The 23,575-nt window shown below is 72.8% G+C and carries 21 protein-coding genes; 13 read left to right on the top strand and 8 right to left on the bottom strand.

Annotated elements, in window-relative coordinates:
* Positions 1-66: 66 nt before the first annotated feature.
* Together KBY32_RS35615 and KBY32_RS00155 are read right to left on the bottom strand one after the other, a co-directional pair.
* Positions 67-195, bottom strand: coding sequence for a hypothetical protein (locus tag KBY32_RS35615; protein WP_258873026.1), 129 nt, complete (start codon positions 193-195; stop codon positions 67-69).
* Positions 185-1,507: an OFA family MFS transporter gene (locus KBY32_RS00155; RefSeq protein WP_210978343.1), complete on the bottom strand. Its 1,323-nt coding sequence runs from the start codon at positions 1,505-1,507 to the stop codon at positions 185-187. The genes KBY32_RS35615 and KBY32_RS00155 overlap by 11 nt, the downstream gene beginning before the upstream one ends.
* A gap of 257 nt (positions 1,508-1,764) precedes the next feature.
* Here KBY32_RS00155 and KBY32_RS00150 point away from each other — a divergent pair, with 257 nt between their 5' ends.
* From KBY32_RS00150 to KBY32_RS00125, 6 genes are all read left to right on the top strand, one after another.
* Positions 1,765-2,736, top strand: a complete 972-nt coding sequence (locus tag KBY32_RS00150; protein WP_210978342.1) for a 2-dehydropantoate 2-reductase — start codon at positions 1,765-1,767, stop codon at positions 2,734-2,736.
* Entirely contained in the window at positions 2,733-4,727 is a 1,995-nt protein-coding gene (locus KBY32_RS00145) for a molybdopterin oxidoreductase family protein (protein ID WP_247688861.1), read from the top strand. Before KBY32_RS00150 ends, KBY32_RS00145 begins: the two co-directional genes overlap by 4 nt.
* Before the next feature lie 5 nt (positions 4,728-4,732).
* Complete coding sequence (locus tag KBY32_RS00140; protein ID WP_210978850.1) at positions 4,733-6,556, top strand: NADH-ubiquinone oxidoreductase-F iron-sulfur binding region domain-containing protein; 1,824 nt, start codon at positions 4,733-4,735, stop codon at positions 6,554-6,556.
* Positions 6,553-7,413, top strand: coding sequence for a 2Fe-2S iron-sulfur cluster-binding protein (locus KBY32_RS00135; protein ID WP_055619304.1), 861 nt, complete (start codon positions 6,553-6,555; stop codon positions 7,411-7,413). The genes KBY32_RS00140 and KBY32_RS00135 overlap by 4 nt, the downstream gene beginning before the upstream one ends.
* A 16-nt stretch (positions 7,414-7,429) precedes the next feature.
* Positions 7,430-8,278, top strand: a complete 849-nt coding sequence (fdhD, locus tag KBY32_RS00130) for a formate dehydrogenase accessory sulfurtransferase FdhD (protein WP_055619305.1) — start codon at positions 7,430-7,432, stop codon at positions 8,276-8,278.
* 130 nt (positions 8,279-8,408) lie between these two features.
* Positions 8,409-9,644 (top strand): DUF4185 domain-containing protein, encoded by a 1,236-nt coding sequence (locus KBY32_RS00125; protein ID WP_210978341.1) that lies wholly within the window; start codon positions 8,409-8,411, stop codon positions 9,642-9,644.
* Here KBY32_RS00125 and KBY32_RS00120 read toward each other — a convergent pair.
* Positions 9,580-10,641 carry a bile acid:sodium symporter family protein gene (locus KBY32_RS00120; RefSeq protein ID WP_210978340.1) on the bottom strand — a complete coding sequence of 354 codons (1,062 nt, stop codon included), beginning with the start codon at positions 10,639-10,641 and terminating at the stop codon, positions 9,580-9,582. The two genes, KBY32_RS00125 and KBY32_RS00120, sit on opposite strands and share 65 nt — an antisense overlap.
* A gap of 163 nt (positions 10,642-10,804) precedes the next feature.
* Here KBY32_RS00120 and KBY32_RS00115 point away from each other — a divergent pair, with 163 nt between their 5' ends.
* The 3 genes from KBY32_RS00115 to KBY32_RS00105 all read left to right on the top strand — a co-directional run bounded on the left by KBY32_RS00115 (position 10,805) and on the right by KBY32_RS00105 (position 14,745).
* Entirely contained in the window at positions 10,805-11,668 is an 864-nt protein-coding gene (locus KBY32_RS00115) for a LysR substrate-binding domain-containing protein (protein ID WP_108709445.1), read from the top strand.
* A gap of 323 nt (positions 11,669-11,991) precedes the next feature.
* Complete coding sequence (locus tag KBY32_RS00110; RefSeq protein WP_210978339.1) at positions 11,992-13,818, top strand: long-chain fatty acid--CoA ligase; 1,827 nt, start codon at positions 11,992-11,994, stop codon at positions 13,816-13,818.
* 93 nt (positions 13,819-13,911) lie between these two features.
* Positions 13,912-14,745 (top strand): aldo/keto reductase, encoded by an 834-nt coding sequence (locus KBY32_RS00105; RefSeq protein WP_308293635.1) that lies wholly within the window; start codon positions 13,912-13,914, stop codon positions 14,743-14,745.
* An 81-nt stretch (positions 14,746-14,826) separates the two neighbouring features.
* On the opposite strand, the gene KBY32_RS00100 is transcribed toward KBY32_RS00105, so the two are convergent.
* The 4 genes from KBY32_RS00100 to KBY32_RS00085 form a co-directional block, all read right to left on the bottom strand.
* Positions 14,827-15,528 (bottom strand): SDR family oxidoreductase, encoded by a 702-nt coding sequence (locus tag KBY32_RS00100; protein ID WP_055619311.1) that lies wholly within the window; start codon positions 15,526-15,528, stop codon positions 14,827-14,829.
* 88 nt (positions 15,529-15,616) lie between these two features.
* Positions 15,617-16,483 carry a trans-aconitate 2-methyltransferase gene (locus KBY32_RS00095; RefSeq protein ID WP_210978338.1) on the bottom strand — a complete coding sequence of 289 codons (867 nt, stop codon included), beginning with the start codon at positions 16,481-16,483 and terminating at the stop codon, positions 15,617-15,619.
* Positions 16,484-16,488: 5 nt separating this feature from the next.
* A complete protein-coding gene (locus KBY32_RS00090) occupies positions 16,489-17,229 on the bottom strand; it encodes a class I SAM-dependent methyltransferase (RefSeq protein WP_115506043.1) in 741 nt (246 codons plus the stop codon).
* A gap of 5 nt (positions 17,230-17,234) precedes the next feature.
* On the bottom strand, positions 17,235-17,537 hold the full coding sequence (locus KBY32_RS00085) for a 4a-hydroxytetrahydrobiopterin dehydratase (protein WP_210978337.1): 303 nt from the start codon (positions 17,535-17,537) through the stop codon (positions 17,235-17,237).
* A gap of 118 nt (positions 17,538-17,655) precedes the next feature.
* Between KBY32_RS00085 and KBY32_RS00080 the strand changes: the two genes are divergently transcribed.
* Positions 17,656-18,477, top strand: coding sequence for a helix-turn-helix domain-containing protein (locus KBY32_RS00080; RefSeq protein WP_210978336.1), 822 nt, complete (start codon positions 17,656-17,658; stop codon positions 18,475-18,477).
* On the opposite strand, the gene KBY32_RS00075 is transcribed toward KBY32_RS00080, so the two are convergent.
* Complete coding sequence (locus KBY32_RS00075; RefSeq protein WP_055619314.1) at positions 18,459-18,884, bottom strand: hypothetical protein; 426 nt, start codon at positions 18,882-18,884, stop codon at positions 18,459-18,461. The two genes, KBY32_RS00080 and KBY32_RS00075, sit on opposite strands and share 19 nt — an antisense overlap.
* Before the next feature lie 246 nt (positions 18,885-19,130).
* Between KBY32_RS00075 and KBY32_RS00070 the strand changes: the two genes are divergently transcribed.
* The 3 genes from KBY32_RS00070 (at position 19,131) to KBY32_RS00060 (ending at position 23,575) form a co-directional block, all read left to right on the top strand.
* Positions 19,131-19,994 (top strand): helix-turn-helix transcriptional regulator, encoded by an 864-nt coding sequence (locus KBY32_RS00070; protein ID WP_108709439.1) that lies wholly within the window; start codon positions 19,131-19,133, stop codon positions 19,992-19,994.
* Between the two features lie 38 nt (positions 19,995-20,032).
* Complete coding sequence (locus KBY32_RS00065; RefSeq protein ID WP_210978335.1) at positions 20,033-20,848, top strand: SAM-dependent methyltransferase; 816 nt, start codon at positions 20,033-20,035, stop codon at positions 20,846-20,848.
* A gap of 93 nt (positions 20,849-20,941) precedes the next feature.
* Entirely contained in the window at positions 20,942-23,575 is a 2,634-nt protein-coding gene (locus tag KBY32_RS00060) for a molybdopterin-dependent oxidoreductase (RefSeq protein WP_374224897.1), read from the top strand.

Here is a 23,575-nt window from a genome sequence, read left to right as displayed (position 1 = left end):
GGAAACGGGCGCCCGCGTTGTCCGCTTCTTGCAGGACCACCGGGCGCCCGTCGAGCCTTGCGGGGCCTAGCCCGTGAACAGCTGTGTCGCCTTGCGGACGAGTTCGTAGAGCCCGTACGCGAGCGGTGCGCCCACCCACACCCAGGAGAAGGCGATCAGTCCGCGCCGGGCGGGCGGGGCGTCGTCAGCGGACATCGCTGGCCTCCTTCTCCTGCGGCCGCGCCACCGGTTCGTGGTGGCGGGGGTGGACGGGCCGGACGAGTTCGTTGGCGACGAACCCGACGGCGAGCAGCCCGATCATGATGAACAGGGACAGGGTGTAGAGGGACGAGCCGTCCTTGCCCGCCTCCTCCTGCCGGTCGGCGATCCAGTTGACGATCAGGGGTCCGAGGACGCCGGCCGTGGACCAGGCGGTGAGCAGCCGCCCGTGGATCGCGCCGACCTGGTAGGTGCCGAAGAGGTCCTTCAGATACGCGGGGACGGTGGCGAAGCCGCCGCCGTAGAAGGACAGGATGACCAGCGCGCACAGGATGAACAGCGGCTTGGAGGAGTCGCCGGCCAGCGCGATCAGGGCGTACATCAGGGCGCCGACGCCGAGGTAGACGCGGTAGATGTTCTTGCGCCCGATCAGGTCGGAGGTGGACGACCAGCCGATGCGGCCCGCCATGTTGGCGGCGGACAGCAGCGCGACGAAGCCGGCGGCGGCCGACACCGACACCGGGGTGGAGGTGTCCGCGAAGAAGTCCGTGATCATCGGCGCGGCCTTCTCCAGGATGCCGATGCCGGCGGTGACGTTCATGCAGAGCACGATCCACAGGCACCAGAACTGCGGGGTGCGCACGGCGCTGCGCGCGGACACCTGCGGCCCGTCGAGGACGGCGGGCCCGTCACCGTCCGTCTTCACGGGGCGCGGCACGCGGACCAGCAGGACGCCGAGCAGCATGAAGACCGCGTACGTCAGACCGTGCACCAGGAAGGCCAGGGCGATCCCGGAGCTGTCGGTGCCGAAGGACTCCAGCATCTGGGCCGACCACGGGGAGGCGATGAGGGCGCCGCCGCCGAAGCCCATGATGGCGATGCCGGTGGCCATGCCGGGCCTGTCGGGGAACCACTTGATCAGCGTCGACACCGGCGAGATGTAGCCGATGCCGAGGCCGATCCCGCCGACGAAGCCGTAGCCGAACACGATCAGCCAGTACTGCTCGACGGCCGCGCCCAGCGCGGCGAGCAGAAAGCCGGAGGAGAAGCAGACCAGGGCGACCGTCATCGCCCAGCGGGGCCCTTTGCGCTCCACCAGCGTGCCGCCGAACGCGGCCGACAGGCCGAGCATGACGATGCCGAGCTGGAAGGGCAGCGCGCTCTGGGTGCCGCTCAGGCCGAGGGCCGATTCCAGCGGTGGCTTGAACACGCTCCAGGCGTAGGCCTGGCCGATGGACAGATGGACCGAGAGTGCGGCGGGCGGAACCAGCCAGCGGCTCCATCCCGCGGGTGCCATGGGGGGACTCATGATCCCGCACGGTAGGCAGCACCGGGATGGTTGAGAAGGCAACGGGTCGACCGTATGCGGTGAACGGTATGCCGGGCGCGACGAACGGTCGCCAGCCGACCGCACGTTGGCACGCGAAGGTGTGCGCGGAGTCTTGCTGACCCCCTATCCATACTGTAGACAATATTCAGTCGACGAGCCTTTTTGCCTCGTCCCATCGCGCTTCTTCAGCACAGCCACCTCCGCGGTACTCCCTCGACCGAACGGAGCGTTCCGAAGTGAAAGTTGCAGTCCTCGGCGCCGGTGCCATCGGCGCCTACGTCGGAGCCGCGCTGCACCGCGCGGGCGCCGACGTGCATCTGATCGCCCGTGGACCGCACCTCGCGGCCATGAGGCAGCACGGGGTGCGGGTGCTCAGCCCGCGCGGCGACTTCACCGCCCGCGCCCACGCCACCGACGACCCGGCCGAGGTCGGCCCGGTCGACTTCGTCTTCCTGGGCCTGAAGGCCAACGCGTACGCGGCGTGCGGGCCGCTCATCGCGCCGCTGCTGCACGAGCGCACGGCGGTCGTGGCCGCCCAGAACGGCATCCCCTGGTGGTACTTCCACCGGCACGGCGGCCCCTACGACGGGCACCGTCTGGAGAGCGTGGACCCGGACGGCGCGGTCAGCGCGGTGCTCGCGCCCGAACGGGCCGTCGGCTGTGTCGTGTACGCCGCCACCGAACTCGAAGGGCCGGGCGTCGTACGGCACTTGGAGGGCACCCGATTCTCCGTCGGCGAGCCCGACCGCAGTGTGTCCCGGCGCTGTCTCGCGTTCAGCGAGGCCATGGTCGCCGGCGGGCTGAAGTGCCCGGTCGAACCCGATCTGCGCAACGACATCTGGCTCAAGCTGCTCGGCAACATCTCCTTCAACCCGATCAGCGCGCTCGCCCGCGCCACCATGCGGCAGATGTGCCTGCACGGCGGCACCCGCAAGGTCATAGAGATCATGATGACCGAGACGCTGGCGGTCGCCACGGCGCTGGGCTGCGAGGTCGGCGTCTCCATCGAGCGCCGGCTCGCGGGCGCCGAGAAGGTCGGCGACCACCGCACCTCCACGCTCCAGGACCTGGAGCGCGGCAAGCCGCTCGAACTCGACGTCCTCCTCGCGGCCGTCGTCGAGCTGGCGGAGATCACCGGCGTCCCGGTGCCCACCCTGCGCACCGTGCACGCCATCTCGGACCTGCTCGCGCTGAGGAGCGCCGCATGAACGAACGACGTGATGACGAACGACGCAATGACGAACGCCGTGGTGACGGCCGCCGTGGTGACGGCCGCCGTAAGAAGGACCGTGGCCGCAGGAACTACACCCGGCTGACCCACCCCCTGGTGCGCGACTCCCGCGACGAGCCGTTCCGCCGGGCCACCTGGGACGAGGCCCTGGACCGGGCCGCCCGGGGCATCGAACGCAACCGCGGCGCGTTCGGCATGTTCTCCTGCGCCCGCGCCACCAACGAGATGAACTACGTGGCGCAGAAGTTCGCCCGCGTCGTCATGGGCACCAACAACGTCGACTCCTGCAACCGCACCTGCCACGCGCCCAGCGTGGCGGGCCTGTCGGCGGCCTTCGGATCGGGCGGCGGCACCTCCTCCTACGAGGAGATCGAGCACACCGACGTCATCGTGATGTGGGGCTCCAACGCCCGCTTCGCGCACCCCATCTTCTTCCAGCACGTGCTGAAGGGCATCAGGAACGGCGCCCGGATGTACGCGCTCGACCCGCGCCGCACCTCCACCGCCGAGTGGGCGGAGAGCTGGCTCGGCCTCAACGTCGGCACCGACATCCCGATGGCCCACGCGATCGGCCGCGAGATCATCCACGCGGGCCTCGCCAACGAGGCGTTCATCGAGCGGGCGACGACCGGCTTCGAGGAGTACAAGGCGCTCGTCGAGCCGTGGACCCTCTCCCTCGCCGAGAAGGTGACGGGCGTCCCGGCCGCCGCCATCCGGCAGGTCGCGCACGCCTACGCCCGCGCCGAACGCGCCCAGCTGTGCTGGACCCTCGGCATCACCGAGCACCACAACGGCACCGACAACGTCCGCGCGCTGATCAATCTGTCGCTGCTCACGGGGCACGTCGGCCGGTACGGCAGCGGGTTGCAGCCGCTGCGCGGGCAGAACAACGTCCAGGGCGGCGGCGACATGGGCGCCATCCCCAACCGGCTGCCCGGCTTCCAGGACATCCTCGACCCGGACACCCGCGCCAAGTTCGAGTCCGCCTGGGACACCGTCATCCAGCCGCACTACGGCCTCACCCTCACCGACATGTTCGAGGCGATGGAGGACGGTGACCTGCGGGCCGTCTACTGCATCGGCGAGAACCCGGCGCAGTCCGAGGCCGACAGCGAGCAGGCCGTCCGGCGCCTCGGACAGCTCGACTTCCTCGTCGTCCAGGACATCTTCCTCACGAGGACCGCCGAACTGGCGGACGTCGTCCTGCCCGCCACCGCCGGCTGGGCCGAGACCGAGGGCACCACCACCAACAGCGAACGCCGGGTGCAGCGGGTGCGGCGGGCCGTCACCCCGCCCGGCGAGGCCCGCGAGGACATCGACATCATCTGCGACCTCGCGTCCCGGCTCGGCCACGACTGGAAGTACGCCGACGCCGAGGCCGTGTGGAACGAGCTGAGGTCGGTGTCGCCGGACCACCACGGGATGACGTACGGGCGGCTGGAGGAGCACCAGGGCATCCAGTGGCCCTGCCCCAGCACCGACGCACTCGAACCGCCCTATCTGCACGGCAGGTTGTGGGAGAACGACCCGGACCGGCGCGGCACTCCGGCGCCGTTCGGGATCGTCCAGCACGATCCGCCGGTCGACCTCACCGACGAGCGGTACCCGATCCGGCTCACCACCGGACGGCGGCTCGACTCGTACAACACGGGGGTGCAGAGCGGGAGTTTCGCCTCCCCGCTGCGGCGCGGCGAGTTCGTCGAGATCAGCCCGGAGGACGCCGAGCGGTACGGGGTCGTCGTCGGCGAGAAGGTCCAGGTGACCTCGCGGCGCGGCAGCGTCGTCGCACCGGTGTGGGTGGACCCGGCACTGCGGCCCGGCCTGGCCTTCATGACCATGCACTTTCCCGACGAGGTGGACACCAACCAGCTGACGATCGAGGCGAACTGCCCGATCGCGGGGACCGCGGAGTTCAAGGCGTCGGCGATCCGGATCGAGAAGCTCCCCGTCGCGACCATCGTGAGGTGACGCAAGTGGACCTGCACTTCGGCGACAGCAAACCCACGGACGACGAACGGGCGGCCGTGGACGCCCTCCTCGGCCCTCCGGAGTCCTCGTGGGAGGGCGCCGACCGTTCCGACGCCGACCTGAGGTGGGCGCGTGGCGGCCGGGCCGCCCGTGACCGCCGCGACCTGCTGCTGCCGGGGCTGCACGCCCTCAACGACCGGATCGGCTGGATCAGCGAGGGTGCCCTCGACTATCTGTGCCGGCGGCTGACGGTGCCGCCGGCGGAGGCGTACGGGGTCGCCACCTTCTACGCCCTGTTCTCGGTGCGGCCGCGCCCCGCCACCGTGCTCCACGTGTGCACGGACCTGGCGTGCGCGGCGGCCGGCGCGAGCGAGCTGTGCGCCGGGATCGAGGGGCGCCTCGGCCCGGGCAGCGGGGTGAGCGTGCAGCGCAGCCCCTGCCTGGGCCTGTGCGAACGGGCCCCCGCGACCCTGGCGGTGAAGGCAGGCGACCCGGTGCGTACGGCGGTGTCGGCGCCGGCCACCGTGGAGCGGGCCGTGCTCGCCGCGAGCGCGCCCGACTCGGCGCCCGAGGAGCCGTCCGCGGTGATGGCGGTGCCGCAGGCCGGTGACCCCTCGCTGACGCTGCTGCGGCGCGTCGGCGTCGTCGACCCGGCCTCGCTGGACGACTACCGGGCCCACGGCGGCTACACCGCGCTGCGCCGGGCGTTCGAGCTCGGGCCCGCCGGGGTGATCCGCGAGGTCACCGACTCGGGCCTGGTCGGGCGGGGCGGCGCCGCCTTCCCCACCGGCCGCAAATGGCAGGCCACGGCGTCGCAGCCCGACCATCCGCACTACGTCGTCTGCAACGCCGACGAGTCGGAGCCCGGCACCTTCAAGGACCGGGTGCTCATGGAGGGCGACCCGTACGCGCTGGTCGAGGCGATGACGATCGCCGGGTACGCGACGGGCGCCCACCGGGGCTATCTGTATCTGCGCGGCGAGTACCCGCGCGCCCTGCGCCGCCTGGAGCACGCGATCGCGCAGGCCCGGGCGCGCGGTTTCCTCGGCGACGACGTCCTCGGCCAGGGGTACGCCTTCGACATCGAGATCCGGCGGGGCGCGGGCGCCTACATCTGCGGCGAGGAGACCGCGCTGTTCAACTCCATCGAGGGCTACCGGGGCGAGCCGCGCTCCAAGCCGCCGTTCCCGGTGGAGAAGGGGCTGTTCGGCAAGCCGACGGTGGAGAACAACGTCGAGACGCTGGTCAACGTCCTGCCGATCCTCACCATGGGCGCACCGGCGTACGCGGCCGTCGGCACGGCCGGGTCGACCGGGCCCAAGCTGTACTGCGTGTCCGGCAGCGTGGACCGGCCCGGCGTGTACGAACTCCCCTTCGGGGCGACCCTCGGTGAGCTGCTGGCGCTGGCGGGGGTCCGCGACGGGCTGCGGGCGGTGCTGCTGGGCGGCGCGGCGGGCGGCTTCGTACGGGCCGACGAGATGGACATCCCGCTCACCTTCGAGGGCACCCGCGCGGCCGGCACCACGCTCGGCTCGGGGGTGGTCCTGGCCTTCGACGGCACGGTGCCGCTGCCCCGGCTGCTGCTGCGCATCGCCGAGTTCTTCCGCGACGAGTCGTGCGGGCAGTGCGTGCCCTGCCGGGTCGGGACGGTCCGGCAGGAGGAGGCGCTGCACCGGATCGCCGAGCGCACGGGCGCGGCGGCCGCCGACGACATCGCCCTGCTCCGGGAGGTCGGCCGCGCCATGCGGGACGCCTCCATCTGCGGTCTGGGGCAGACCGCGTGGAACGCCGTGGAATCCGCGATCGACCGACTGGGGGCCTACGCATGACCGCGATACCGCTGGGAGTGCCGCGCCGGCTGGTGGAGTTCACCCTCGACGGGCAGGAGGCACGGGTGCCGGAGGGCTCCACGATCCTCGACGCCTGCCGGGCCGCCGGGAAGGACATCCCCACCCTGTGCGAGGGCGACACGCTGCGGCCCAAGAACGCCTGCCGGGTGTGCGTCGTGGAGGTCGAGGGATCCAGGACCCTGGTGCCGGCCTGCTCCCGCAAGGCCGAGCCGGGCATGGAGGTCAGCACCGGCACCGAACGCGCCCGGCACAGCCGCAAGGTCGTCCTGGAGCTGCTCGCCTCGTCCGTGGACCTGTCGACGACGCCGCGCGTCGCCGGATGGCTCAAGGAGTACGAGGCGAAACCGGACCGCTTCGGGCCGGACGCCGCCCGGCTGAACGAGGAGCCGAAGGTCGACAACGAGCTCTATGTCCGCGACTACGACAAATGCATCCTCTGCTACAAGTGCGTGGACGCCTGCGGCGACCAGTGGCAGAACACCTTCGCGATCTCCGTCGCCGGACGGGGCTTCGACGCGCGGATCGCCGTCGAGCACGACGCCCCGCTGACCGACTCGGCGTGCGTGTACTGCGGCAACTGCATCGAGGTGTGCCCGACGGGAGCCCTGTCGTTCAAGTCGGAGTTCGACATGCGCGCGGCGGGTACCTGGGACGAGTCGGCTCAGACCGAGACGACCACCGTGTGCGCGTACTGCGGTGTGGGCTGCAACCTCACGCTCCATGTGCAGGACAATGAGATCGTGAAGGTCACCTCGCCGCACGACAACCCGGTGACCCACGGCAACCTGTGCATCAAGGGCCGCTTCGGCTACCAGCACGTCCAGAACCGGGACTGACGGGACTGATCGAGACATGGGACGAGTCACGGAACGACGCAAGGTGATCCGGATCCGGGACGGAGCGGTCTCCACCCGGCCGGACACCCTCGTCGCGGAGGAACCCCTGGAGATCCGGCTCAACGGCAAGCCGCTCGCCATCACCATGCGCACCCCGGGCGACGACTTCGCGCTCGCCGCCGGGTTCCTGGTGAGCGAGGGCGTCCTCGCCGAGCAGGCGGACCTGCAGAACATCGTCTACTGCGCGGGCGCGACCGCCGACGGGTCCAACACGTACAACGTGGTGGACGTGAAGACCGCGCCGGGCGTGACCGTCCCCGACATCACCCTCGAACGCAACGTCTACACCACCTCGTCCTGCGGGCTGTGCGGCAAGGCCAGCCTGGACGCGGTCCGGACGACGGCCCGCTGGCCGATCGCCGACACTCCCCCGGTCCGGGTCGACCCCGATCTGCTCGCGAGCCTCCCCGACCGGCTCCGAGCGGCCCAGCGGGTCTTCGACCGGACCGGGGGCCTGCACGCGGCGGCCCTGTTCTCCGAGGACGGCGAACTGCTCGACATCCGCGAGGACGTGGGCCGGCACAACGCGGTCGACAAACTCGTCGGCCGGGCCCTGCAGAACGGCGACCTGCCGCTGTCCCGGGCGATCCTGCTGGTCTCCGGGCGGGCCAGCTTCGAGCTGGCGCAGAAGGCCGTGATGGCGGGCATCCCCGTCCTCGCGGCGGTCTCCGCGCCGTCGTCGCTCGCGGTCGACCTGGCCGCGGAGACCGGGCTGACCCTGGTGGGCTTCCTGCGGGGCAACTCCATGAACGTGTACGCGGGAGACCACCGGCTCGCCCTGCGGGCCGCGGCCGCCCAAGGGTGACCGGCCCCCGCGACACGGCGGAGGGGCCCCGGCCGGCGGGGAGCGCCCCCTGCGCCGTTCCCGGGGCCCCACTGTTCGCTCCTTTTGTCCCCATGGACCCGGGCCGCCCCCGGCCACTACCGTCACGGGGGTGCCCGACGACATCCGAGCACGGCGGCGCGCGGGGACCGGACTCGGTGTCCTGCTGGCCCTGGTCCTCGGGGCCGTGCTGCTCACCGCCCTCCCGGACGACGGCGAACGGGAGGGCGGTGCCGCGTGCGGGCCGCGCACGGTCGGGTCCTGGTCGGCCGAGCGGGGCCTGACGGCCGAGTTCGCCCGCTACGGCGACGACCCCTCACGCGCCGACGACTGGACCGGCGGCGACGGCACCCATTCGGTGCGGCTCCCGGACGGACGGCTGCTGTGGCTGTTCTCGGACACCTATCTCGGGCAGGTGCATCCGCCGCCCAATCCGTTCGGCGAGTCCTCCACCTGGCGCGAGGGCGCCGCCCCGCTGGTCCGCAACTCCGCCGTCGTCATGCGCGACGGACGGCTGGAGAGCACGCTGCCCGCCCCGCTCTTCCCCGACCCGGCGCCGGGCCAGTGGCGCTGGCCGGTCGCCGCCCACGTCGAACCCCGCTCCTCCGGCGCGCCGGAGCGGGTGCTGCGGGTGCTGCTGTGGGTGCGCGCGGCCGGCCCGTCGCCCTGGATCTACGGGGTGCCGGTCGCCACCGAGGTCGCCACGCTCTCCCTGCCGGACCTGCGGGTCGAGTCCGTCGTACGGGTCGCCGACCAGCAGGGCGTGCCGGACCCGTCCCGGCGGGTCCTGTACGGGACGACGCTGGTCGAGGAGGACGGCTGGACGTACGTCTTCGGGGGCGACGACCGCCGGGCCGCCTCCCGCCCGGTCTCACGGGCGTATCTCGCGCGGGTGCCGCGGGGCCGGCTGGGCGAGCCGGACGCCTGGCGGTACTGGGACGGCTCGGGGTGGGGCGGGCCGGGCGGGCGGCCCCGGCCGGTGCTGGGGGACGGCCGGCGCACCGGGGTGGGCAGCGCGTTCTCGGTGGCGCGGGCGGACGGGACGTACGTGCTGTTCACGATGGCGGCGGGGACGGCGGGGCTGACGACGGTGACGTCGTACTGGGCGTGCTCCCCGGCCGGCCCCTGGCACGGGCCCGGCCGGTCCTTCACCCCGGCGCTGCCGCCGGGGGGCGGCCTCGCCGCCTACAACCCGCAGACGCATCCCGGGCTGAGCGGCGAGGGCCGTCTGGTGCTGAGCTACGACGTCAACTGGCTGGAGCCCGCCGACGCCGCAGCCCAGCTCAGCCGCGACGTGTCGCGGTACCGACCGCGGTTCGTGTCGCTGCGGCTGACTCCCGCCCGCTGACCGGGCCGGTGCCGTCGGAGCCGTCCTCGGCCTCCGGGTCGAGGGAGCGTCGTTTGGCGATGACCGCGCACACCATCAGCTGCATCTGGTGGAAGAGCATCAGCGGCAGCACGGCCAGCGAGGCGTGCGCGCCGAACAGGACGCTCGCCATGGGCAGCCCGGCGGCCAGCGACTTCTTGGAGCCGGCGAACTGGATGGCGATACGGTCCGCGCGGCCGAACCGCAGCGCCTTGGCGCCGTACCAGGTCAGGGCGAGCATCACGGCGAGCAGTACGGCCTCGACGGCGAGCAGCCCGGCGAGCCGGACGGGCTGGACCTGGTGCCAGATGCCCTGGACCATGCCCGCGCTGAACGCGGTGTAGACGACGAGCAGGATCGAGCCGCGGTCGACGAGCCCGAGGACCTTGCGGTGCCGGGTGACGAAGCCGCCGATCCAGCGGCGCAGCAGCTGCCCGGCGACGAAGGGCACCAGCAGCTGCAGCACGATCTTCACCACGGAGTCGGCGGAGAAGCCGGCGCTGCCGCCGAGCACGGCCGCCGCGAGCAGCGGGGTGACGACGATGCCGACGAGCGAGGAGAAGGAGCCCGCGCAGATCGCCGCCGGGACGTTGCCGCGGGCCATCGAGGTGAACGCGATCGACGACTGGATGGTCGAGGGGACCAGGGTGAGGAAGAGCAGGCCCTGGTAGAGCGGGTCCGTCAGGATCACCGGGACGAGCCCGCGGGCCGCGAGACCGAGCAGCGGGAAGACGACGAACGTGCAGGCGAGGACGGTGACATGGAGCCGCCAGTGCCGGAGCCCGTCGAGCGCCTCACGGGTGGACAGCCGGGCGCCGTAGAGGAAGAACAGGAAGGCGATGGCGGCCGTGGAGGCGCCCGAGGCCACGTCCGCGGCCGTCCCGCGCGCCGGGAGCAGGGCGGCGATGCCGACCGTCCCGAGCAGCAGCAGGATGTACGGGTCGATCGGCATCCACCGCGGCCAGTGCAGGCGTTTCACTGTGCTCCACTACTTCGCTCGTCGCTTCGCCGTACGTCGTGTACGTCGGGTTCCCGGCACGGACGTGCCCTCTCCATCGTCCTCCGGCGCGCTGCGATCGGGAATCCGGTATACCACTCTGACTGTCATCACGTTTCGCGATGACAGCCCTTAGGCTCGATCCATGTACGACCCCTCCCAGCTGCGTACTTTTCTCGCGGTGGCGCAGACGTTGAGTTTCACGCGGGCGGCCCGCCGGCTGGGCCTGCGCCAGTCGACCGTCAGCCAGCATGTGCGGCGGCTGGAGGACGCGACCGGGCGGCCGCTGTTCGCGCGGGACACGCACTCGGTGGAGCTGACCGAGGACGGCGAGGCGATGCTCGGCTTCGCGCGCCGCATCCTCGCGGTCCACGAGCAGGCGACGGCGTTCTTCACCGGGACCCGGCTGCGCGGGCGGCTGCGCTTCGGCGCCTCCGAGGACTTCGTCCTGACCCGGCTGCCGGAGATCCTGGAGGGCTTCCGCTACGAGCATCCCGAGGTCGATCTGGAGCTGACGGTCGAGCTGTCCGGCACCCTGCACGAGCAGCTGGCCGCCGGGAAGCTGGATCTGGTGCTGGCCAAACGGCGGCCCGAGGACCCTCGGGGCGAGCCGGTCTGGCACGACCGGCTGGTGTGGATCGGCGCGGAGCGGCTGCGCCTCGAACCGGACCGGCCGGTGCCGCTGATCGTGTATCCGCCGCCCGGGATCAGCCGGGCGATGGCGCTGGAGGCCCTGGAGCGGCAGGGCCGGCAGTGGCGGATCGTCTGCACGAGCGGCAGCCTCAACGGCCTGATCGCGGCGGCCCGGGCGGGGCTCGGTGTGATGGCGCACTCACGGGGCCTGATCCCGCCCGGTCTGGTGCGGGTGCCGGAGCGGGCCGGGCTGCCCGCGCTGGGCGGGGTCGACTTCGTGCTGATGCACGGGCCGCGGCGCACGGCGGCCCAGTCGGCGGCCGACGCCCTGGCGGGCGCGATCCTGGCGGGCGGGGACCGGCTGCACCGGCGCTGAGCCGCGCCGCCGGGGGTGACACGTCAGGGCCCCTGTGCGCTGGAGGAGGAGAGGGCGGTCCGGCCGGGCGCCGTCCCAAGATCGACCGGGCCTCCGTCCGGTAAGTGAGTCGGTCGGATTTGGTGGAGATTACGGGCCCGGAACTTACTCAACCGTCAGTTTTGTGTCCGACGCTGTCCGATGTGAGCGCATTTTCCTTCGCTGACCTGTGCAAACCTGAGGACCCGTCGATTTTCGGCCCCCTCCCGCCCGCATGACGGGTGGGGTAGCTTTCACGCCCTGTACTGAGCGTCAGCCGATGCATTCGGAGCGGGGAGCGGGGTTTGCGCGAGTTCACCAACCCTCCGTTGGCGTTGGCACCGCCCGTGGGCGGCCTGGCCGACGTCGTCTTCGAGCATGCCCAGGAGGATCCCCACTACGTGGTCCTCGGCCGCAAGGACGAGAACGACCAGTGGCAGGACGTCACCGCCGCCGAGTTCCGCGACGAGGTGCTGGCCCTCGCCAAGGGCATGCTCACCCGGGGCATCCGCTTCGGCGACCGGGTCGCGATCATGGCCCGCACCCGCTACGAGTGGACCCTGTTCGACTTCGCCCTGTGGACCATCGGCGCCCAGGTCGTCCCGATCTACCCGACGTCCTCGGCCGAGCAGTGCTTCTGGATGCTGTACGACGCCGAGTGCACGGCGGCGATCGTCGAGCACGAGGACCACGCGATGACGATCGCCACCGTCATCGACCGGCTCCCCCGGCTGCACGAGATGTGGCAGCTGGACGCGGGCGCCGTGCAGGAGCTGTACGACGCGGGCGCCCACCTGGACGACGAGGTCGTCCACCGGCACCGGCAGGCGGTCACCCCCGAGTCGATCGCCACGGTGATCTACACGTCCGGCACGACCGGCCGCCCCAAGGGCTGTGTCATCTCGCACGGCAACCTGATGTACGAGGCGGACACCGTCATCGAGCGCTGGGAGCCGGTGTTCCACTCGAAGAAGGGCGACGAGGCGGCGACCCTGCTGTTCCTGCCGCTCGCGCATGTCTTCGGGCGGATGGTGGAGGTCGCCGCGATCCGCGGCCGGGTGCGCTTCGGCCATCAGCCGCAGATGCACGCGGCGGCGCTGCTCCCGGACCTCGCCGCGTTCCGGCCCACGTTCTTCCTCGCCGTGCCGTACATCTTCGAGAAGGTCTTCAACGCCGCCCGCCGCAAGGCCGAGAAGGAGGGCCGGGCCGGCGCCTTCGAGAAGGCCGTCGACGTGGCCGTGAAGTACGCCGACGCCGTCGAGGCCAAAGCGTGGGGCATCGGGCCCGGCCCCTCGGCGGGCCTGCGCATGCAGCACCAGCTCTTCGACAAGCTCGTGTACTCCAAGCTGCGCGCCGCCATGGGCGGCAGGATCCGGCACGCGATGTCGGGCGGCTCGGCCATGGACCGGCGGCTCGGGCTGTTCTTCGCGGGCGCGGGCGTGCAGATCTACGAGGGCTACGGCCTCACCGAGTCCACAGCGGCCGCCACGGCCAACCCGCCCGGCCGCACCCGGTACGGCACGGTCGGCCAGCCCATCCCGGGTGTCACCGTCCACATCGCCGACGACGGGGAGATCTGGCTGCACGGCGGCAACGTCTTCATGGGCTATCTGAACAACCAGAAGGCCACCGACCAGACGCTGCACGACGGCTGGCTCGCCACCGGCGACCTGGGCTCCCTCGACGAGGACGGCTTCCTCACCATCACGGGCCGCAAGAAGGAGATCCTGGTGACCTCCGGCGGCAAGAGCGTCTCGCCGGGCGTCCTGGAGGAGCGCGTGCGCGACCACCCGCTGGTCGCCCAGTGCATCGTCGTCGGCAACGACCGCCCGTACATCGCCGCCCTGGTCACCCTTGACCAGGAGGCCGTCGAGCACTGGCTGACGATGCGCGGCAAGCGCCCGATGACTCCGGCGGACCTCGTGCGCGACCCGGATCTGGAGACCGAGGTGCGGCGCGCGGTCGTCGCCGCGAACACGCTGGTGTCGCAGGCCGAGTCCATCCGCACGTTCCGGATACTGGCCCAGCCGTTCACCGAGGAGCACGGGCTGCTCACCCCGTCGCTGAAGCTGAAGCGCAAGGCGATCGAGGGCGCGTACGCCAACGAGGTCGAGGCCCTGTACCGGGCCTGAGCCCCGCTTTTTTGCCGGTCAGGAATGCGTGACGGCCCGTGATCGTTGACGATGGGAGTCCAACCTGTCGGCAACCGTAAGGATCAAGAGCTCGTGAGCAGCAAGGTCCCCCCGATCATCCTCAACAACGGCGTCGAGATGCCCCAGCTGGGCTTCGGCGTCTGGCAGGTGCCGGACGACGAGGCCGAGCGTGCGGTCGCGACCGCCCTGGAGGCCGGGTACCGCAGCATCGACACAGCGGCGATCTACGGCAACGAAACGGGCACCGGCAAGGCCGTCGCCGCGTCCGGCGTCCCCCGCGAGGACGTCTTCGTCACCACCAAGGTCTGGAACAGCGACCACGGCTACGACTCCACCCTGCGCGCCTTCGACACCTCGGTGGAGAAGCTGGGCCTGGAGTACGTCGACCTCTACCTCATCCACTGGCCCACGCCGGCGCGCGGGACCTATGTGGACACCTACAAGGCGCTCGAGAAGCTACTCGCCGACGGGCGGGTCCGCGCCATCGGCGTGTCCAACTTCCTGCCGGAGCACCTGGAGCGGCTGATCGAGGAGACCTCGGTCGTACCGGCGGTCAACCAGATCGAGCTGCACCCGCACCTCCAGCAGCACGCCTCGCGCGACTTCCACGCCGCGCACGGCATCGCGACCGAGGCGTGGTCGCCGCTCGGCTCGGGCAAGGGCCTGCTGGAGGTCCCGGCGATCGTCGCGATCGCCCAGAAGCACGGCCGGACCCCGGCCCAGGTCGTGCTGCGCTGGCATCTGCAGATCGGCAACGTCGTCATCCCGAAGTCCGTGACCCCGTCGCGGATCAAGGAGAACATCGACGTGTTCGACTTCAGCCTCGACGACGAGGACCTCGCCGCGATCAGCGCGCTGAACGAGGACCGCCGACTCGGCCCGGACCCGGCGGAGTTCAACGGCTGACACGTTCCCGCACCAGAACGGCCCGGCCGCCACTCGCACGAGGCGAGCGGCGGCCGGGCCGCTTTCTGCTTCCTGACGTGGTCAGTTGGGCTGCCCGATCGGCCGTACGACGACGGTGTTGACGTCCACCCCGGCGGGCTGCCGTACGGCCCACACCACCGAGTCCGCGATCTGGTCGGCGGTCAGCAGGTGTCCCTCGGGCAGGCCGCCGAGGCCGTCCCAGAACGGCGTCTCGACCCGGCCCGGCGCGACGAGCGTGACGCCGACCCCCCACTCGGTGACCTCGCGCCGGGTGTTCTCGGCGAGCCCGGTCACCGCCCACTTCGTGGCGCCGTAGAGGTTGCCGGGCGTCGGCACGAAGCCGGCGACGCTCCCGACCAGCACGATCCGGCCGCGGCTCTCCTTGAGGGCGTCGATCGAGGCGCGGATCAGCAGGGCGGGGCCGAGGACGTTGGTCAGCACCATCTCGGGCCAGCCGGCCGGGTCGCCCTGGGCGACGGAGTCGTGCGTGGCGAACCCGGCGTTGGCGACGACCGTGTCCAGCCGGCCGAACGCCTTGAGCGTGGCGTCCACCGCGGCCTGGACGTCCTCGTACCGGGCGGCGTCGCCCGCGAGGGTCAGCAGCCCTTCGGGACGCCCGAGTTCGTCGGCGAACCGCCGCAGGCGCTCCTCGCCCCGGCCGGTGACGGCGACACGGTGTCCGGCGTCCAGCAGGCGCCGTGCGACGGCGGCGCCGATACCGCTGCCGCCGCCGGTGATCAGTGCGGCCGGAGAGTCGGTCATGGTGGTCCCCCTGTGTCTCGTTGCGAACGACGGGGAGTCCATCACTTGAAGCGCTCTCGAAGTCAAGTAGCCGCGTTCTATGGGGCCTTCACCGTGCGCGAACGGCCGTGAACACGGTCTGCGCGGCCAGCACGAACACGTCCGGGCGGTGGTGGACGCTCGCCTCGTCGCCGGGGTCGAGGAGCCGGTCGAGGGTGGCCCGGTCGTCGGCGTCCAGCCGGTCGCCGAGGACCTCGCGGGTGCGGGCGAGGGTGGCGGCGACGTGGGCGCGGGCGCGGTCCGTGGTCGGGGCGGGCAGGTCCAGGAGGAAGGTGCGGGTGCCGCTGGGACGCAGGCCCGCCGCGGCGAGCAGCGCGGGCCAGTCCTCGGTCTCGGCGACGGAGCCGGGCAGCTCGGCCCGCATCCGCGCGAACCACTCCGCCTCCACCACGTCGAGCCGCGCCTGGAGCCCCGGCCGCCCGAACCCGATGTCGCGCGGCAGGAACCGCGACGGCAGACCGCCCTCCTGGAGGGCGAGGGTGCCACCGAAGGAGAGCCGCTCGGCGAAGGCGGCCAGCGCCGCCCGCTGGTCCCCCAGATGGTGCAGGCTGCGCCCGGCCCACAGCAGGTCGGCCGGGTAGTCCAGGTCGCCCAGGACGCCGGGCAGTTCACCGGTCAGCGTGTCGAACCGGTCGGCGACCCCGAGCCGCTCGGCCCGCGTCCGGGCCCGGTCCAGCAGCGGCCCCGAGGCGTCGACGGCGACGATCCGGGCGCCCGGGAAGGTGTCGGCCAGCAGACAGGTCACGACACCCGGCCCACTGCCCGCGTCGACGACCAGCCCCGGCTCGGTCTGCCGCTTGGCGAGCCACGCCAGCGCGTGCTCGTACAACGGCGTGAACAACTCGGCCTGCGCCTCGAGCCGCGGCCCCATCTCGTCCCAGTCGACATCGGTGTGATCGTGGTGATGATGCGCCATACCCCTCAGCCTCCCTTGCGAAATGCCACCAGCGTGAAGACCGGGTCCGGGCGGGGGCGGTCCTGGTCGGGGAGGATTGACAGGCGGGCGGCGAACTCCTCGGAGAGGGGGGCGCCGGGGGGCAGGGTGCCGAACCAGCCGCGGCGCAGGTCGGCCACCGTGCGCCGGGGGCTGCGGCCCTGGCCGTGCCCGGTGAAACGGGTGCGGCCGACGGGCAGGAGGCCGTGGTCGTGGGCGTAGGACCGTACCCGCGCGGCCTCGTCCATGGCGGGGCTGCGGGGGCGGGCCGCGAGGACGGCGTCGATGTCGGAGCCGACGTTGTGCGCGGCGGCCTTGTCGACGGTGGTGACGTACACCCCGCCGGGCCGCAGCACGCGGGCGCACTCGCCGACGAGTGTGCGCACGCCCTCGGGGGTCGCCGCCAGGTGGAGCAGCCACACACTGCTGACGGCGTCGAAGCAGCCGTCCCGGAACGGGAGTCTGCGGGCGTCGCCGAGGAGTATCGAGCCGGGCAGCCGGGCCGCGGCCCGCCGGGCCATGGCGAGCGTCAGGTCGACGCCGGTCACCGAGAGCCCGTCCGCGGCCGCGAGCCGCCGGGTCACGATGCCGGTGCCGCAGGCCACGTCGAGCAGCCGCCGGGTGCCCGGGGGCAGGAAGCCCAGCACGGCCTCGGCCGCTGCCGCCGCCCTGGCCTCGCCGCCGCGCGAGGCGTCGTAGCGCTCCGCTTCCTTGTCGTAGTCCAGCACGGGCGTCACTGCGCGCCGTGGACGGGGGCCAGGGCCTCGATCCGCCGGGCGAGCGCGAAGTCCTTCTCGGTCACCCCGCCCACGGTGTGGGTGTGCACGGTGAGCGACACCGTGTTGTAGCCGAGGGTGAGGTCGGAGTGGTGGTCGAGCTCCTCCTGGACCTGGGCGATGTGCACGACCATCGCGGTGGCCGCGAAGTGCGAGGCCAGCCGGTAGGACCGGGCGATGCGGTCGCCGTCCGGGGACCAGCCGGGCAGCTCGGAGAGGCGGTCCTCGATCTCCTTCTGCGACAGCGGTTCGACAGCCATGGGCCTCGCTCCTTCCAGCACACGGGAGGGTTCGTCCTCAGCCTGCCACAGGCCTGGTCCCATGGTCCTGATCGGTGAGGCGCACGGCGGGGCCGTCTCCTCGGCTACGGTCGCTTCCATGACCAGCCATCCGTCCGGCACGGCCGCACCCGCGCACCGGGGCGTGGGCCCTCTGCTGCGGGCCTGGCGCGAGCAGCGCCGGGTCAGTCAGCTGGAGTTGGCGCTGCGCGCCGGCTCCTCGGCACGGCACATCAGCTTCGTCGAGACGGGCCGCTCCCGGCCCAGCGAGGAGATGGTGCTGCGGCTCGCCGAGCACCTGGACGTGCCGGTGCGTGAGCGCAACGCGCTGCTGCTCGCCGCGGGCCACGCCCCCCGCTATCCGCAGACCCCGCTGGACGACCCGGCGCTGGACGCGCTGCGCGCGGGCATGGAGCGCCTGATCCAGGGCTACGAGCCCTACCCGGCGCTCGTGGTCGACGCGCTGTACGACGTCCAGGCGGCCAACCGGGGGGTGCTGATGCTCCTCGACGGCATCCCGGACCATCTGCTCCGGCCGCCGCTCAACGCGATGCGGCTGACCCTGCACCCGGAGGGTCTGGCGCCGCGCATCGTCAATCTGCCCGAGTGGCGGGGCCATCTCCTCGCGCAGCTGGAGCGGCAGGTCGCGCTGCGCCGCTCCGAGCCGCTGCGCCGGCTCCACGAGGAGGTGTCCGCCTATCCGGTGCCCGAGCGGGCCGGACGGGCCGAGGAGCCGGCGGACCCGGTCGCGTACTTCGCGCTGCCGATGCGGATCGAGCACGAGGGCCGTGTGCTGTCGTTCACCTCGTCCATCTCCACGTTCAACACCCCGATGGACGTGACCGTCGCCGAGCTGGCCATCGAGACACTGCTCCCGGCCGACCCCGCGACGGTCAAGTACCTTCAGTCGCTGGACTCCTGACGCATCCTCAGGGCCATGTGCTGCAGCACGGCGAAGGCGGCGACAGCGGCGGCCTGGAGGAGGATCCACACGGTGCCCGTGACGGTCGGCGTCAGCCACAGCGCGAGCGCGGCGACGCTGAGCACCGCCCAGGCGAGGTTCGCCTCCACGACGGCCCGGACCCCGGTGGCCGCCGGGCGGGCCCGCGCGGCGAGCAGCGCCACACCACCGGCGTACACCGTGAGGAGGGCGCCGAGCGTGAGCAGCAGCCCCTGGCCCACGCCGAGGAGACGGCCGAGCGGGCCGGAGGCCACGAGGTAGGCGAGCCCGTTCGCCCCGGTGACCACGGCGTCCAGGGCGAGGAAGCGGCGCAGCGCGGTCTCCGGGTGGGAGGTCCGGGCGAGTGCGGTGAACGAGGTGGCGGACATGACGAATCACCCTCCGTCGGGTCGAGTGGCGTGCGGGGGCCGGATCCCGGGCCGGAGTGCGCCGGCCCGGAACCCGGTGCCCCCACGGTCCCGCGCGGCGGCCCGCCGGTCGATTACCTGCCGGGTCATGACGGCCGTACGGGGCGCGGGGTGGGCCCTGTGAGGCGGCCCGGGCGCCCGTGCCCCACCGTGCGCCGGCTCGTGGCAGACTGCCTCCGTGACTTCCGGCGCGTGGGGAGGCGTGGCGTGAGTGAGCGGCGTCCCGCGCCGACCGTGGGCCAGGTGGTGCTCGGCAAGCGCCTCCAGGAGCTCCGCGAGGCGGCCGGGCTGACCCGCGACGAGGCGGCGCGGGCCCTGCGGGTGGCGGCGGCGACCGTCCGGCGGATGGAGACGGCCGAGGTCGCGCTGAAGATCCCGTACGTGCAGGTGCTGCTGGAGACGTACGGCGTCCCGGACGACGAGACGGCCGCGTTCCTGTCGCTGGCCGAGGAGGCCAACGAGCCCGGCTGGTGGCAGCGGTTCCACGACGTGCTGCCCGACTGGTTCAGCCTGTACGTGAGCCTGGAGGGCGCCGCCCGCATCATCCGCTCCTACGAGCCGCACTTCGTGCCCGGCCTGCTGCAGACCGAGGCGTACGCACGCGACGTGATGATGAACGGCACCCTCGCCCAGAAGGGTCCGGAGGCCGTCGAGCGGCATGTGTCGCTGCGGATGGAGCGGCAGCGGCTGCTGGAGCGCCCCGACCCGCCCCACCTGTGGGTGATCATGGACGAGACGGTGCTGCGCCGCCCGGTCGGCGACACCTCCGAGGTGATGCGCGACCAGGTCGACAAGCTGCTGGAGTTCGCCGAACGCGACCGGGTGACCCTGCAGATCGCCGAGTTCGCCTCGGGCCCGCACCCGGGGACGTACGCGCCCTTCTCGCTGTTCCGCTTCGCCGAGCCGGAGCTGCCCGACATGGTCACCACCGAGTATCTGTCCGGCGCGCTGTACCTGGACTCGCGGGAGGAGGTCGCCGCGCACCTGGAGGTGCTGGACCACATGTCCACGGCCGCCGCCTCGGCGGAGCGCACGAAGAAGCTTCTGCGGGAGTTCCGCGAGGAGTACTGAGCCACCCCCGTCCGTCGAGCGTCCGAGGAGTGCACCGCATGTCCGGTACCGAGTCCGCGCCCACCCGGGTCGACACCAGCCGGCCGCATCCGGCCCGCGTCTACGACTGGTGGCTGGGCGGCAAGGACAACTACCCCGTCGACGAGGAGCTGGCCCGCCGCATCCTCGCCGTGGACGGCACGGTCGTCCGGGGCGCCCGCGCCAACCGCCGCTTCATGCACCGGGCCGTGCGCACGGTCGCCGAGGCCGGGGCGCGGCAGTTCCTGGACATCGGCACCGGCATACCCACCGAACCGAACCTGCACCAGGTCGCGCAGGGCGTCGCCCCCGAGTCCCGGGTGGTGTACGCGGACAACGACCCGATCGTGCTGCGGCACGCCGAGGCACTGCTGCACGGCTCGCCGCAGGGCACCACCGCCTACGTCCACGCGGACGTCCGGGACGTCGACACCCTGCTGTCCCGAGCGGCCGAGACCCTGGACCTCACGGCGCCGGTCGCGCTGTCGCTGGTCGCGCTCACGCACTATCTGGACGACGACCCGGCGGGCGACGACGTGTACGGGCTGCTGAAACGGTACGTGGCCGCGCTCGCCCCCGGCAGCCATCTGATCCTGTCGCAGGTCACCGCGGACCTCAGCCCGGCGGCCGTGGAGCAGGCTGCGGAGAACTTCCGGCGCGGCGGCCAGCCCTTCCATCCGCGCCCCCTCCCCGCGTTCCTCCGCTTCTTCGACGGTCTGGAGCTGCTCGGCCCCGGTGTCATCCCCGTCCACGGCTGGCGTCCCGAGCCGCAGGACGTGGCCGCGCAGGCCGAGGGCATCGTGCCGGTGTACGCGGGGGTCGCCCGCAAGCCCTGACCCGTACGGGCGCCGTGAACAGGTGCGCTCCCCCGCCCCGCCCTAGGTTCGTACACCAGGGCAAGCAAGGGAGCGCCTGTGACCGACACCCGGATATCGCCCGCGCCGCCCGAGGCGCCGGGCCCGGCACCGCCGACGGCGGACCGGCTCCGGCACCCGCGGGTGCGCGCGGCGCTCCTGGAGAGGTACCGGGAGGCCAGGCGGCGGCTCGGCGATCCGGTGCAGGCCTGGGCGGAGATCCAGGGCGACCCGGAGCTCCGCCGCCGCTACCGGCGGACGCGCGGCTCGGGCGGGCTGGTGCGGGTGCGGGAGGACGAGGCCGTCGAACTGGTCGCGGCGGCGTACGTCCACACCCTCGGGGCGTACGGCCCCGACCGGATCGCCTGTCTGTCCCCGCCCGGCGCGCCGGGCGCCCGCTTCCACGCCCTGCTCGGCGCCCCGGTGCTCGAGTCCCCGGAGTCCACCCCGGGGGACGACTGGGCGGACGCGGCGTATCTGCTGCTGTGGGGTGGGGACGTCCCCGTGACCCGCGCCCCGGACGCGCTCCGGCTGGCGCGGGCCCGCTACCGGGGCCAGAAGGTTGTCGCCGTCAGCCCGGCCCCCGCGGACGGCACCCGGCTGGCCGACGAGGTGCTGCATCCGCACCCCGGCACGGACGGGGCGCTGGCCCTGGCGATGGGGCATGTGATCCTCCGCGAGTTCCTCGTCGACCGGGAGACACCGTTCTTCACCGAGCACGCGCGCCGGGCCACGGACCTCCCCTTCCTGGTCACCCTGGAGGAGCGCGGCGACGGCACGTACGCGCCGGTCACGTTCCTGCGCGCGGCCGACCTGGGGCGCCGGGGCGAGAACGCCGCGTGCCGCGCGGTCGTGCTGGACGAGGACACCGGCCGCGCGGCCGTCCCCGAACCCGGGCGCATACGCCCGGTGTTGAGCCTGTACGGCCGTGAGGTGTCGGCCGGGGTCGAGGTCCTCCTCCCCGACTTCGGCGCCGACGGCCGCCCGGGTGCCGTACGCCGGGGTGTCCCGGCGACCCGGCTCGGCGGTGCGGGCGGGACGCTGGTGACGACCGTGTTCGACCTGCTGCTGGCCCGGTACGGGGTGGACCGGCCGGGACTCCCGGGCCACTGGCCCGCCTCCTACGCCGACGCCGACACCCCGGGCACACCCGCCTGGCAGGAGGCACACACCTCCGTCCCGGCCGCCGTGTGCATACGGATCGCCCGCGAGTTCGCACGGACGGCGGAACGGTCGAAGGGGCGTTGCGCGATCGTCATGGGCGCCGACATCGGCCGTCACCTCCACGGGGACACTCTGCGTCGCGCGGTCCTCGCGCTGCTCCGGCTGACCGGCTGCCCCGACCCCGACGACCAGGACCTCCCCGGTGCCCCGGATGACATCGCACGCCGGATGGACCCGGCGGTGTACTGGTACCTGCACACCGGCCGCCGGCGGTCCGAGCGCTCCACAGCCGACGTCCTCGCCTCCCCGCTCGGCCGAGGGCGCCTCGCGGGCCTGACGGGGGCGGACTGCCTCGCGCTGGCGGCGCGTACGGGCTGGACGGCCGTGTATCCGGCCTTCGACCGCAACCCCTTGGACCTGGGCGACACCTTCGGCGATCCGGTGGCCCGAGTGGTCGCCGATCTGCGCGCCGGTGACCTGGGCGTGGCCTGCGAGGACCCGGACGCGCCGGAGAACTGGCCCCGGGTGCTGACGCTGGGTGGCGGTGACGCGCTCGACGAACACGGCCTGCGGTGCCTGGTCGGCACCGCCTCCCCGGCGCAGGCGCCCGAGGGTGTACGGCCGCGCGACGTGACCTGGCGCGAGCCCACCCCGGAGGGCCGGCTCGACCTGCTGGTGTCCCTGGACGGCACGGACTCGGCGGCCGCCCGCCTCGCCGATGTCGTCCTGCCGACCGCCACCGCGGACGGGGAACCGGGCCCGGCCCGCACCGAGTTCGAGACGTTCGCGGCGCTGGCCGAGCGGATCGGCGCCCTGGCCGCCCGGCACCTCGGCGTCCGCAAGGACCTGGTGGCGACGCCGCTCCGGCACGGCTCCTCCGGCGACACCGCACCCCCGGGGGCCGTCCTGGACTGGCGGCACGGCGACTGCACCCCGGTGCCGGGGCGGAGCCTGCCCCACCTGACCGTCGTCGAGCGCAACTACCCGGCGCTCGGCACCGACTTCGCGGCGCTCGGCACACCGGCCCCGGACGACACGCGGCCCCGCACCGGACGCCGGTACTTCTTCCTGGACCACGACTGGGCGCACGAACTCGGCGAGTCCCTGCCGGTGTACCGGCCGCCTTCGGACGTACGGGCGCTGCTCGGGCCCTCCGGACAGCCGCATGTGACGGTCCGGCGGCTCACCCCGCACGAGCAGTGGTCCGTCCACTGCGCGTACCCGGACGCCCTGTTCCTGCCGGCCCTCGCGAGCGGCGGCCGGTATCTGTGGCTGTCCCCCGAGGACGCCGGGGCGATCGGCGTCGCCGAGGGCGACCGGGTGGAGGCCGTCTCCGGCGACGGCGTGCTCGTCGCGCGGGCGGTCGTCTCCGACCGAATGCCGGCCGGAACCATGTACACGCGCCGCGAACCCGAGGCCACCCCCGCCGAGACCCCCGGGATCCTCAAGCCGACCCGTCTCCTCGGCCACCACGGCGGGCTGTTCACGGGTGGACCCGGTGACGAGGTGACCGTGGTCCGCCGCCACGGCGGGGAGGTGGACTAG

It is taken from the genome of Streptomyces sp. RK62, assembly GCF_018070255.1.
GTDB lineage: Bacteria > Actinomycetota > Actinomycetes > Streptomycetales > Streptomycetaceae > Streptomyces > Streptomyces nigra.
Note: the sequence above shows the minus strand (reverse complement) of the source record. Positions and strands in the feature narration are given on the sequence as shown.